Raw genomic sequence first — 12,455 nt, 5'->3', positions numbered from 1 at the left:
GCCCCGCTTGCGGGGCCGCAAATATCAATATCGGTAACAGGCTGGGCCAGCTGAAGTGTGGGGGCTGCAGCCGCTTGAAGATCGGAGCATCATGCGTCGTCGTGCCCGGATGGGGGCAGCATTGTTCGGCGTATTGGCCCTGCTGGCCTCTGCCGCGTGTTCCAGCCAACCGCAAGCCAATGAGAAGCAGGCGATCAAGGTCGTCTACCAGAAAACGGACTCGTTCACGGCTTTGGACAAAGTGTTCAAGGACGCCAAACAAGAATTCGAAGCCGCGAACGCCGGCGTCACCGTGGATCTCCAACCGATCCAGGCGAACGACGACGATTACGGCACCAAACTCGCACTCGCCCAGCGGTCTCCGGACACGGCGCCCGATGTCTTCTACGAGGACACCTTCAAGGTCCGCTCCGACGTCGACGCCGGGTACTTGCTCAAGCTCGACTCGAAGCTCGCCACGTGGAGCGACTGGTCGACCTTCAACGAAGGCGCGAAAGCTGCGGGACGCGGTGACGACGGCGGCATCTACGCTGTTCCGCTCGGCACCGACACGAGGGCCATCTGGTACAACAAGACCGTCCTCCGGAAGGCGGGGATCCCCGTCCCGTGGCAACCGAAGACCTGGGATGACATCCTGTCCGCCGCGAGGAAGCTGAAGGCAGCCGACCCGAGCCTGGTGCCGTTCAACATGTACGCCGGCAAAGCGACGGGCGAGGGGACCGTGATGCAGGGTTTCTACGAACTGCTCTATGGCACGGGAAGCCCGCTGTATTCGGAGAGCGACAAGAAATGGGTGCTCGGTTCCAAGGGATTCACTGATTCGCTCCAGTTCCTGAAGACGCTGTACGACGAGAAGCTCGCGGTGGATCCGGCGGATGCCCTCGACTCAAACGTGTGGAAAAAGGTCTTCGGAGAGTGGCTTCCCCAAGGAAAGATGGGAGCCACAGTGGAAGGTTCCTACGCACCGTCTTTCTGGCAGAAGGGCGGATCCTACGAATGGCCCGGCTACGCGCAGGATATGGGCGTGGCCATGTTCCCCACCCAGTTCGGGCAGGATCCCGGGAGAGTGAGCATGTCCGGCGGATGGGCGCTGGCGGTCGGGGCGAAGACCAAGAACGCGGACCTGGCCTTCAAGTTCCTTACCACCGCCATGAGCAAGAAGAATGCGCTGGCTTTCGACGTGAACAATTCCCAGATCGCCGTGCGCACTGACGTAGCTTCCGATCCCGGATACCAGGCCGCCAATCCGTTCGTGAAGGATGTGTCCAACCTCGTGGACGTGACCCATTTCCGCCCGGCGACAGCGGACTACCCGAGCATCTCGCTCGCGGTCCAGGAAGCCACCGAGGCCGTCATCACAGGCAAGCGGAGTCCCGCGGAAGCCGCCGCCGACTACGACGCATCGGTCAGGAAACTCGTCGGCGACGCCAAAGTCATCCAAAAGTGACGAATGGCAGTGCCTGACTCAACCCGACGCCGGGCTACAAAGCGCGGCATCATCCGGCTCCTCCCGGTAGTGCCGTCCATCCTCCTCCTGGCCTTGTTCTTCCTGGCTCCGGTGGCGTGGTCCTTCGGTGCGTCCTTTACTGACGCCGCACTGACCGGAAAGGCCGCCCTCCATCCCCAATGGGTCGGGGTGGACAACTACGCGAGGATGCTGGGCGACGCGGTCTTTCCGCTCGCGGCGTGGTTGACGGTGGTTTTCGTGGGTGCTTCCGCGATCCTCGGGCAAAACCTGTTGGGACTGGCCATCGCCGTTCTCATGGGCAAGGCCGGGGGAGCCATGAGTTCGTTCGTCGGCACCGCGGTGGTTGCGGCGTGGGTCCTTCCTGAGATCGTTGCTGCCTTCGCGGCGTACGCGTACTTCAGCCAGGACGGCACCCTCAACCAGGTCTTGGGGATGTTCGGCTTGCGGGGCGCTAACTGGCTCTATGCCCTCCCGATGGCCACGATCATCCTCGCCAATATCTGGCGCGGCACCGCGTTCTCGATGCTCGTCTACCGGGCGGCGCTTTCGGAGGTTCCCCGCGACGTTTCAGAAGCCGCGCTCATGGACGGTGCGCGTGGCTGGCAGCGTTTGGCCTACATCACGCTCCCGATCATCCGGGGCAGCATCGCCACCAACTTGATGCTGATCACCTTGCAGACGCTTGCGGTCTTCACGCTTATTTGGGTCATGACCGCCGGCGGCCCCTCCAACGCGAGCACCACTTTGCCCGTTCTCGCTTACCAGGAAGCGTTCAAGCTCGGCGATATCGGCTATGGCACCGCGATCGCTTCAGTACTGATCCTGATCGGCCTGGTTTTCGGGGCGGCCTACGTCAGGTTGCTCCGCGGGGACAAGCAGTGACATCCTTCCGGGCTGCCAGAGCGCTTACCGTACAGCGCCCGACGGCGGCACGCGCCGGTGCGCGCGGGGCGCGGCTGGCTGCCAACTCGGCTTTGGGCGTGATCGGCTTGTGCTTCGTGCTTCCCTTGGCCTGGCTTCTTCTCGCGTCTGTCGACCCGCACGCCGGTTACCAGACGCGTTGGCCCGCATCGCCGTCGTTCGCCAATTTCGCTGCTGTCCTGACGCCCGAGCTGTTGCTCCAACCACTAGTTAACAGTTTCCTGTTGTCGGCCGGCACGGCGATCGTGAACCTGGTGGCCGCCGTCATGGCGGCCTATCCGCTGTCCCGCTACAGGTCCCGGTTCAACAAGCCTTTTATGTATTCGATCTTGATCGGCACATCCCTCCCGGTCACCGCGATCATGGTGCCGGTCTATGGCCTGTTCGTACAGTTGCAGTTGCTGGATTCGATGCCCGCCACCATCTTCTTCATGGCGACCACCACGCTGCCGATGGCCATTTGGATGACCAAGAACTTCATGGACTCGGTGCCCTTGGAACTGGAAGAAGCCGCTTGGATGGACGGCGCCTCAGGACCGGCGACGCTGCGGAAGATCGTCCTGCCCCTCATGCGCCAAGGCTTGGGCGTTGTGTTCGTCTTCGTCTTCATCCAGGCGTGGGGGAACTTCTTCGTCCCGTTCATCCTGTTGCTGACCACGGCTAAGCAACCGGCCTCCGTTTCAGTCTTCAGCTTCTTCGGCCAGCATGGCGCGATCGCCTACGGGCAGCTCGCCGCGTTTTCCATCCTGTATTCGGTTCCCGTGCTCGTCCTGTACACCGTGGTGGCACGGGGCTCAAAGTTTGAGCTCTCCCCGTCGATTGCTGCGTAGGTGTCGTTTTGACTTTCCAGCCCCTAAACGGCGCTTACGCAGCAGCCGATGGAAGGTCAAGGGCTAGTCGATGTCCTCCATGATGGTGCCGTAGGGGAGTGTTTCATCCAGGTGGGCCTGGTGGCCTGTGGAACCCGGGTTATAGATCACCCGGACACCGTGGAGCTTGTCAGCCGCGGATTGCATCAAAATGGGCCGGATGGTCTGTACGAACTTTTCATCCTTGCCGTCGAGGTACTCCTGGTAACTGTCTGGAAGCTGGATCATGGCAAAAGGATAGTCCCGGGCAGGCGTCCTGAGGAGGCTTCGGGAGGGGCTTGTCCAGTGGGGTTTCGGATTGGACGGCCCGCGGAGAATACCGGGGCGAAGAATGTTCAGAAATCAGCCGAAACGTAGCGTAAAACTGCGTCTTAATTCGGCGGACGATTGTGGCGCCCCGGCCCCCGATCTAGAGTCGTACACAAGTTACCGCGGTAACGTGTCAGCGATCCTCCGCCGGATCTGCTCCTTGAGGGCAGGCAGGAGGGTGTGGGTGCCCCCATGTGGGCCTGACATTTGCACACGGGCAAACTTCATTCCAGGCGTAACAGTCGCGGCTGCGTCCTGCTGGAGTTCGTTGCGTGTATCCCCAAACTCAATTCACCGATTCTGCAGTCCATGGCCTTGGTTATCAAGTCCATGAACCCAGGCCCGCTGACACACAGCCTAAGGACGCAAATGTCACCACCAAGCCTCATCGACACGCATCCAAATTTGACCGGCGCCGCCCCTGTCGCGCTGTCGTACGAACTCTTCCCGCCGCGCACTCCCGCGGCCGCCGCATCGCTGTGGACCACCATCGGCGAGCTTGAAGCCACGTATCCGGACTACGTCTCGGTCACCTACGGTGCCAGCGGCTCCAACCGGGATACCGCCGTCGAGCTCATCAACCGGCTCCTGCTTGAAACCACCCTGCGTCCGCTGGCCCACTTGACGTGCGTCGGAAACACGCCGGAAGAGCTGGCGGGAATCATTGGCGAGCTCCTGGATAACGGCGTGCGCGGCATCTTGGCCCTGCGCGGCGACCTGCCCAAGGAGAGCGGCCAGCCCGTAGCCGGTTCCTTGCGCTACGCCCAGGACCTCATCGAGCTGATCCGCCGGGTGGAACAGCGGCGTTCGGCTTTGTTGTGCGCGGGAAAGATCGCCGTCGGAGTGGCTGCTTACCCCACCCGCCACCCGGAGTCCCCGAGCATGGAGCACGACGTCGAGGTGCTGCTCGCGAAGCAGCGTTCCGGCGCCGATTTCGCCATCACGCAGGTCTTTTTCCACGCAGAGCAGTACACGGACCTGATCTCCCGTGCCCGGCGTGCCGGTGTCACCATTCCGATCATCCCGGGCGTCATGCCGCTCACGAGCCTTCGCCGCCTCAAGCGGCTGGGCGAGCTGACCGGCGTCGAACCGGCACCGGAGCTCATCGAACGGCTCGCGGCGGCGGACACCGACGCCGAACGTTGCAGGATCGGGGTGCGCGCCACGGTGGACCTCGCCAACGCCGCCTTGGACGCCGGTGCGCCCGGCATCCACCTCTACACGTTCAACGAGCACACGTGCGCCCTGGACGTGTTGGACAAGCTTGCCTTGCCCCGGCCCGCCCGCCCGGCGAGCCGCCTCCACGCCATTGCCCGCCGCCAAGAACTCGTCAGCTGAACAGTCGGTCTCCGGTCCAACGATTTGCACCTACTGCCCAAGGAAACACCCATGACTGAAAAGAACACCCCCACCACTCCGTTCCCGTCGGCTTCGCTTCTCGGCTACCCGCGCATCGGCCGCCGCCGCGAGCTCAAGAAGGCCGTTGAAGCCTACTGGGCCGGCAAGATCGACGCTGCAGCCCTTGACGCCGCCGCCAAGGACATCCAGCTGACGATCGCGAAGCGCCTGCAGGAGCTTGGCCTCACCGAAGCCGCCGCCGTGCCGGGCACCTTCTCCTACTACGACCAGGTCTTGGACACCACAGCGCACCTCGGCGCGGTTCCCGCCCGTTTCGGCAAGCTGCTCAACGCTGAGGGACAGCTGGACATCGACGGCTACTTCACCCTGGCCCGCGGCAACAAGGAACAGCAGCCGCTCGAAATGACCAAGTGGTTCGACACCAACTACCACTACCTCGTGCCGGAAATCGGCCCGGAGACCGAGTTCACCCTCGCGTCCACCCGCAAGGTGGAAGAGTTCGAGTTCGCCCTGGCCAACGGCATCGAAACCCGTCCGTACATCGTGGGGCCGGTAACCTACCTGCTGCTCTCCAAGGCTTCCGACGACGCCCCGGCCGGTTTCGCTCCGTTGTCGCGCCTCGAGGACATCCTCCCGGTATACGTCGAACTCCTCGGCAAGCTCGCTGCCGCGGGCGCCAGCTGGGTCCAGCTCGACGAGCCCGCCTTGGTTGTCGACCAGGACACCCCGGCCGCGGAGATCCAGGCCGCCGTCGCCCGTGCCTACGAGGTCCTCTCCGGTGCGGCTGCCCGTCCTCAGCTCCTCGTCTCCACGCCGTACGGTTCGCTCGACGGCCAGCTCGGCGCCCTCGCAGCGACCAACATCGACGCCCTCCACATCGACGTCTTCAAGGGTGCGGTTCCGTCCGCGGCAGCCCTTGCCGGCCTTGGCGACAAGACCTTGGTTGCCGGCGTCGTGGACGGCCACAACATCTGGCGCAACGACCTCGCAGCATCCGCCGCGAAGCTCGACGAACTGAAGGCCGCGGCCGGCAAGCTTGCCGTCAGCACCTCCACGTCCACCCAGCACGTCCCGCACGACACCGCCGAGGAGACCCAGCTCTCCGAGCAGCTGCGCAGCTGGCTCGCGTTCTCCGACCAGAAGGCCGTTGAAGTCAAGACCCTCGCTGACTACCTGGCCGACCCCGCGTCCGCCAAGGCTGCGATCGACGAAGCGTCCGCCGTGATTGCTTCCCGCGCCACCGCGGAAGGCGTCCAGCGTGCAGACGTCCGTGCCCGCACCGCTGCCCTCACCGAAGCCGACTTCAACCGCTCCGAGTACTCGGTCCGTGAAGCCGCCCAGGAAGCAGCACTGCACCTGCCGCCACTGCCCACCACCACCATCGGCTCCTTCCCGCAGACCTCCGAAATCCGTTCGGCCCGTGCCCGCAACAACAAGGGCGAGCTGAGCGATGAGCAGTACGAGCAGCTCATGAAGGACGAGATCAAGCGCGTCGTCGACTTGCAGGAAGAACTCGGCTACGACGTCCTGGTGCACGGTGAGCCCGAGCGCAACGACATGGTCCAGTACTTCGCGGAGAACCTGGAAGGCTTCGACGTCACGGTCCACGGCTGGGTCCAGTCTTACGGTTCCCGCTGCACCCGTCCTTCGATCCTGTGGGGCGACGTCACCCGTTCGGCTCCCATCACGGTTGCCTGGGCAGAGTACGCGCAGTCCCTGACCAGCAAGCCGATGAAGGGCATGCTGACCGGTCCGGTCACCATCCTGGCCTGGTCCTTCGTCCGTGACGACCAGCCGCTGGGCGAGACCGCCAACCAGGTGGGCCTCGCTCTGCGGGACGAGATCGCAGACCTCGAAGCCGCCGGCATCAAGGTCATCCAGGTGGACGAGCCCGCACTGCGCGAACTCCTCCCGCTGCGCAAGGCCGACCACGAGGCTTACCTGAAGTGGTCCGTGGACTCCTTCCGCCTGGCCACCGCCGGTGCCGCGGACTCCACCCAGATCCACACCCACCTCTGCTACTCGGAGTTCGGCGTGATCATCGACGCGATCGACGGCCTCGACGCCGACGTCACTTCGATCGAAGCTGCCCGCTCCCGCATGGAGGTTGTCCACGACCTCGAGTCCCACGGCTTCGGCCGCGGCGTTGGTCCGGGCGTCTACGACATCCACTCGCCGCGCGTCCCGGCCGAGGCCGAAGTCACCGAGCTCCTGGCAACCGCCGTCAAGCACGTCCCGTCCCGCCAGCTCTGGGTCAACCCGGACTGCGGTTTGAAGACCCGCGGCTACGCCGAGACTGAAGAGTCCCTTCGCAACCTCGTCAAGGCCACCAAGACGGTCCGCGCGAGCCTGCTGGAATCAGCCAAGTAGCAATCCCGTAGTACACGCGGCGGCCGGTCACCCCAAAAGGTGGCCGGCCGCCGTCGTTCTTTGTTCTTCGGTCCCGTTGGGGTCCGCCTACGACTCCCAGACGATTTCGTCGTCCACCACGCCGTCTTCGTCGGCCGAAACCACCAGCAGTTCGTCGGTGAATCTGGAACCCAGCGTGAAATCGAGGACAAAATAGCGTTCCGGCTGGCCCGGGTAGATCGCCACGTGGCCGAGTTTGAGGGCCTTGAGGAAGACCTCGTTGGTCAGCTGCGTTTTGTCCCGCACGCCGAAGACCGCTTCCAATTGCTCTTCCTTGAGCTGCGTGGAGTGGAAATGGAGGAACTGCTGGGAGTTGGTGCCGTCCTGGTCCAGCTCGTCGGCGATCATGTCCCGGACTTGGTCCACCAGCTCGGGGAGGTAGCCCAGGCGGTAATCCACTTTGTGGAGTGCCTTCTCGTCAAAGTGGTCGTGCGCTGTGACGTTCAGGTCCAGTTCGAGGGGATTTCCTGCGAGCTCGTGTGAGGCCACATAACAGTGCTCCCGCCCGTGGTTGAGCTCGATATCCCCAAAATGTTTGCTCGCAACCTTGCTCATGTCTTCAAGATAATCCCAAACAAGCGGCGTGTTCCACCTTCCTGGAAGATTTCAGGTGAGCGGTTTCGCCGTTGACTTTTGGCGGGTTTTGGGAGTCGTCGCCGCGACTGCGGCCCGCGCGGCCGATGCGCTTCCACGAAGCGTGTCGGCGAGCAGCTCCGTGAAAAGCTGAACATGCGCCGTGCGCTTCTCGTTGATGAGCAAAGCGAACACGTTCCGGGCCAGCCGGATGTCCGGAACGTCGAGGAGCACGACGCCGGGCGGCCGGTTCCGCAGTGCCAGTTCGGGCACCAGCGCGGCACCGAGGCCGGCGGCGGCCATCTCGAGGCTCGCGTGGAAGTCGTCGCTGTACGCCACCACGTGGGGGTGGAGGTTGCAGCTCGCGAAAAGGCGCTCGATCACCACCGCATCGCTCGTGCCCGGATGGTGGATGATCCAGGGCATGTCCGACAACTGGGATGCCTGCATTTCCGCGTCTTCCCGGATTCCCCAGGATGCGGGGAGCACAACCTTGAAGTCGTCGTCGCCGATCCATTGCCGTTCGAGGGTGTGGGGCCACGCGAGCCCGGATTGGCCCACCTGGTAAACCAGCGCGAGGTCGAGGTCGCCGCCGGTGCGCAGCCCCTGGATGGTCTGGACCGGTTCCGCGACGGACACGCGGAGTTCAATTCCCAGCTTCTTCCAGCGCGGATTCCGGAGGATGTCCGGCAGGACATACGTGGCGAGGCTCGGGAAGATTCCCACCCGCAGTTCCTGAACGGGGGAGTCGGTGCTCCTTGAGGCAGCGGCCAGCAGGGTTTCGACGTCGGTGAGCACTTTGGTTGCGTGCCTCACCATGGTGAATGCGGCTTCGGTGGGAACCACGCTGCGGGCGGAGCGGTGGAAGAGTTCGACGCCGGTATCGCGTTCCAGCGCGGCCATCTGTTGGGAGACGGCTGAGGAGGTATAGCCGAGGCGCGTTGCGGCCGCCGCGAATGAACCCAGGCGCGTGACCTCAAGCAGCGTCCGCAGGTGGAGGAGGTTGACCATCAGTGTTCCTTAGGCTCGTTGCCGGTCGAATCCGTGCCAAGCCAGCATAGCGGTGTGAATTGCATCTCTGATGGTGTTCCTGCCATCCCCGCGAATGTGCCGCAGCCCTCATCCGGGCCCTGCTTGAAATGTGGCGCGACACGCCGGGAACCGGGCGACACGCTGCCGATTAAATGTGGCTAAGTACTCCACAGGGTGTGGATTTCGTCTCTGGATTTGGCGGATTTCCGGACATTTTTGACCCCTCGGCCTGTGGACTACCGGTGCGTTAAATGACATACTTGTAATACATCATCTTGGGGGTCCGCGGAGGCGCTTGCACTACATGTAGTATCGACTTACGGATTGAGCGGGAAACCAGCGCAAGACACGAGGCGCTGGAAGTGCTAGACGGAAACAGCGCAGGACGTAATAGAGCGTTTGGTTGCCTCGGCGGCCAGCGGGCCGGTATCGGAGACGGAACAGTTCCGGTCGGGGCCTGCCAATACGAAGAGTTAAGACTTCAACTAAGGGGACAGGGACCATGACTGTAACGGTGTACACGAAGCCGGCCTGTGTTCAGTGCAACGCAACCTACCGTGCACTTGATAAGAAGGGCATTGCCTACCAGAGCGTTGACATCTCCCAGGATGCCGAGGCCCTTGAGCGCTTGAAGGCCCTTGGATACATGCAGGCTCCCGTCGTGGTGACCGAGCAGGACCACTGGTCAGGATTCCGTCCGGACAAGATCGAGGAACTGGCTCAGGCTGCCGCGTCCGTGGCCTAGCTCCCTTCAAGCCGGGCATCCATCAAGCCAGGCATCGTTTCAAGACCGGGCGCCGGCGGTACGCAACGCACGGATTAGTATTTCAAAGTAGTAGTCGAGGTGACTCCCATGGCAGCGCTGGCAACAGCATCTGCGCAAGGACACGCTGAAGCGGTCAGCACGAGGAGTCACCTCATCTACTTTTCCTCCACATCTGAGAACACCAAGCGCTTCGTCGAGAAGCTTGGCATTGACGCGGCACGCATCCCGCTCCATGCCAAGGACACTCCGCTGCTCGCACTCGAGCCTTTCGTCCTGGTCCTGCCTACGTATGGCGGTACCAATGGTGAAGGGTCGGTGCCCAAGCAAGTCATCAGGTTTCTGAACAACCCGCGGAACAGGGAACTGATCCGCGGAGTGATCGGAGCAGGAAACACCAACTTCGCGGACAACTATTGCGCAGCGGGAGACATCGTCGCCGCCAAGTGCAAGGTGCCGCATCTTTACAGGTTTGAACTCATGGGGACGCCGGAAGACGTCGTTCGGGTCAATCAAGGATTGGAAACGTTTTGGACACGACTGTCGCAGAAACAGAAGTAACGAAGGGCGCTGTGGACACCACTAAGGCCAAGAAGCCATTGCCGGAGGCCTACAAGGGCCTTGGCTACCATGAACTCAACGCAATGCTGAACCTCTACGGCGCCAACGGAGAGATCCAGTTCGAAGCCGACCGTGAGGCCGCGCACCAGTACTTCCTGCAGCACGTCAACAACAACACGGTCTTCTTCCACGACCTGGAAGAAAAGCTCGACTACCTGGTCAAGAACCAGTACTACGAGCGCGAGACCCTCGACCAGTACACGATGAACTTCATCCGTGACCTGTTCAACCGAGCGTACAAGAAGAAGTTCCGTTTCGAGACCTTCCTTGGCGCCTTCAAGTTCTACACCTCCTACACGCTCAAGACGTTCGACGGCAAGCGTTTCCTGGAGCGCTATGAGGACCGTGTCTGCATGGTCGCCCTGCATCTGGGTCGTGGAAACGAGGAGCTTGCCACGCGTCTGGTGGATGAGATCATCGAAGGGCGCTTCCAGCCGGCGACCCCCACGTTCCTCAACGCGGGCAAGGCGCAGCGCGGCGAGCTGGTCTCCTGCTTCCTGCTGCGCATCGAAGACAACATGGAGTCGATCGCGCGCGGCATCAACTCGGCGCTGCAGCTTTCCAAGCGGGGCGGCGGTGTTGCCCTTTCCCTGACGAACATCCGCGAGCACGGCGCGCCGATCAAGCAGATCGAGAACCAGTCCTCCGGCGTCATTCCCGTCATGAAGCTCCTCGAAGACAGCTTCTCCTACGCAAACCAGCTCGGCGCGCGCCAGGGTGCGGGTGCCGTGTACCTGCACGCTCACCACCCGGACATCTACCGCTTCCTGGACACGAAGCGCGAGAACGCCGACGAGAAGATCCGCATCAAGACGCTGTCCCTGGGCGTTGTGGTTCCGGACATCACCTTCGAACTGGCCAAGAAGAACGAGGACATGTACCTCTTCTCGCCGTACGACGTCGAACGCGTCTATGGCGTGCCGTTCTCGGATGTTTCGGTCACCGAGAAGTACTACGAGATGGTGGACGACTCCCGGATCAAGAAGACAAAGATCAACGCCCGCGAATTCTTCCAGACCCTCGCGGAGATCCAGTTCGAGTCCGGCTACCCGTACATCATGTTCGAGGACACCGTGAACCGCGCCAACCCGGTTGCCGGCAAGATCACCATGAGCAACCTGTGCTCGGAAATCCTGCAGGTCTCCACGCCGTCCATCTACAACGAGGACCTGACCTACGAAACCGTGGGCAAGGACATCTCCTGCAACCTCGGTTCGATGAACATTGCCAAGACCATGGATTCCCCGGACTTCGGCCTTTCGATCGAGACGTCCATCCGGGCCCTGAGCGCGGTTTCGGACATGTCCTACATCAACTCGGTGCCGTCCATCGCGCAGGGCAATGCCCAGAGCCACGCGATCGGCCTTGGCCAGATGAACCTGCACGGCTACCTTGCCCGTGAGCGGGTCCACTACGGTTCCGAAGAGGGCCTGGACTTCACGAACATCTACTTCTACACCGTGCTGTTCCACGCGCTGCGTGCCTCGAACAAGCTTGCCATCGAAACAGGCCAGCCGTTCGGCGGCTTCGAGAACTCCGCCTACGCAAGCGGTGAGTTCTTCGACAAGTACACGGAGCAGGAATGGGCTCCGGAAACGGGGCGTGTGCGCGAGCTTTTCGCCGGGATCGACATCCCTACGCAGGATGACTGGCGCGAGCTGAAGGCTTCCGTCATGGAGCACGGCATCTACAACCAGAATCTCCAGGCCGTGCCGCCTACCGGGTCTATCAGCTACATCAACAACTCGACCTCCTCCATCCACCCGGTTGCCTCGAAGATCGAGATCCGCAAGGAAGGCAAAATCGGACGCGTCTACTACCCGGCGCCGTACCTCACGAACGACAACCTGGAGTACTACCAGGACGCGTACGAGATCGGTTACGAGAAGATCATCGACACCTACGCTGCCGCCACGCAGCACGTCGACCAGGGCTTGTCCCTGACCCTGTTCTTCAAGGACACCGCCACTACGCGCGACATCAACAAGGCCCAGATCTACGCCTGGCGCAAGGGCATCAAGACGCTCTACTACATCCGTCTCCGCCAGCTCGCGCTGGAAGGGACTGAGGTTGAGGGTTGCGTCAGCTGCATGCTGTGACAACCGGATTAGGTTGATGAATTGCGGCAGCC

At 62.4% G+C, this 12,455-nt stretch carries 11 protein-coding genes; 8 read left to right on the top strand and 3 right to left on the bottom strand.

Annotation, left to right across the window (positions count from 1 at the left end; translation table 11 throughout):
- Window positions 1-91: 91 nt before the first annotated feature.
- The 3 genes from ABCW42_RS12410 (at window position 92) to ABCW42_RS12400 (ending at window position 3,219) form a co-directional block, all read left to right on the top strand.
- Window positions 92-1,447, top strand: coding sequence for an extracellular solute-binding protein (locus ABCW42_RS12410; protein WP_423181539.1), 1,356 nt, complete (start codon window positions 92-94; stop codon window positions 1,445-1,447).
- Window positions 1,448-1,450: 3 nt separating this feature from the next.
- The gene (locus tag ABCW42_RS12405; RefSeq protein ID WP_423181538.1) at window positions 1,451-2,350 is read left to right on the top strand and encodes a carbohydrate ABC transporter permease; all 900 of its coding nucleotides are present in this window, start codon (window positions 1,451-1,453) and stop codon (window positions 2,348-2,350) included.
- 74 nt (window positions 2,351-2,424) lie between these two features.
- On the top strand, window positions 2,425-3,219 hold the full coding sequence (locus ABCW42_RS12400; RefSeq protein WP_423184880.1) for a carbohydrate ABC transporter permease: 795 nt from the start codon (window positions 2,425-2,427) through the stop codon (window positions 3,217-3,219).
- Window positions 3,220-3,282: 63 nt separating this feature from the next.
- Here the strand turns inward: ABCW42_RS12400 and ABCW42_RS12395 are convergent, their stop codons facing one another.
- Window positions 3,283-3,486, bottom strand: coding sequence for a hypothetical protein (locus ABCW42_RS12395; protein WP_423181537.1), 204 nt, complete (start codon window positions 3,484-3,486; stop codon window positions 3,283-3,285).
- Between the two features lie 450 nt (window positions 3,487-3,936).
- Here ABCW42_RS12395 and ABCW42_RS12390 point away from each other — a divergent pair, with 450 nt between their 5' ends.
- On the top strand, window positions 3,937-4,905 hold the full coding sequence (locus tag ABCW42_RS12390) for a methylenetetrahydrofolate reductase (RefSeq protein ID WP_423181536.1): 969 nt from the start codon (window positions 3,937-3,939) through the stop codon (window positions 4,903-4,905).
- Window positions 4,906-4,956: 51 nt separating this feature from the next.
- A complete protein-coding gene (metE, locus tag ABCW42_RS12385) occupies window positions 4,957-7,296 on the top strand; it encodes a 5-methyltetrahydropteroyltriglutamate--homocysteine S-methyltransferase (protein ID WP_423181535.1) in 2,340 nt (779 codons plus the stop codon).
- Between the two features lie 87 nt (window positions 7,297-7,383).
- Here the strand turns inward: metE and ABCW42_RS12380 are convergent, their stop codons facing one another.
- Window positions 7,384-7,890, bottom strand: coding sequence for a DUF2004 domain-containing protein (locus ABCW42_RS12380; RefSeq protein ID WP_423181534.1), 507 nt, complete (start codon window positions 7,888-7,890; stop codon window positions 7,384-7,386).
- 51 nt (window positions 7,891-7,941) lie between these two features.
- On the bottom strand, window positions 7,942-8,919 hold the full coding sequence (locus tag ABCW42_RS12375; RefSeq protein ID WP_423181533.1) for a LysR family transcriptional regulator: 978 nt from the start codon (window positions 8,917-8,919) through the stop codon (window positions 7,942-7,944).
- A gap of 523 nt (window positions 8,920-9,442) precedes the next feature.
- Between ABCW42_RS12375 and nrdH the strand changes: the two genes are divergently transcribed.
- The 3 genes from nrdH to nrdE all read left to right on the top strand — a co-directional run bounded on the left by nrdH (window position 9,443) and on the right by nrdE (window position 12,423).
- Window positions 9,443-9,685: a glutaredoxin-like protein NrdH gene (gene nrdH / locus ABCW42_RS12370; protein WP_133203047.1), complete on the top strand. Its 243-nt coding sequence runs from the start codon at window positions 9,443-9,445 to the stop codon at window positions 9,683-9,685.
- 108 nt (window positions 9,686-9,793) lie between these two features.
- Window positions 9,794-10,264, top strand: a complete 471-nt coding sequence (nrdI, locus tag ABCW42_RS12365) for a class Ib ribonucleoside-diphosphate reductase assembly flavoprotein NrdI (RefSeq protein ID WP_423181532.1) — start codon at window positions 9,794-9,796, stop codon at window positions 10,262-10,264.
- 38 nt (window positions 10,265-10,302) lie between these two features.
- A complete protein-coding gene (gene nrdE / locus ABCW42_RS12360) occupies window positions 10,303-12,423 on the top strand; it encodes a class 1b ribonucleoside-diphosphate reductase subunit alpha (RefSeq protein ID WP_423184879.1) in 2,121 nt (706 codons plus the stop codon).
- The last annotated feature ends 32 nt before the right edge of the window (window positions 12,424-12,455 follow it).

Source organism: Arthrobacter sp. NyZ413, from assembly GCF_049390645.1.
GTDB lineage: Bacteria > Actinomycetota > Actinomycetes > Actinomycetales > Micrococcaceae > Arthrobacter.
The sequence above is the reverse complement of the archived record's forward strand: the minus strand, read 5'-3'. Positions and strand labels throughout refer to the sequence as shown.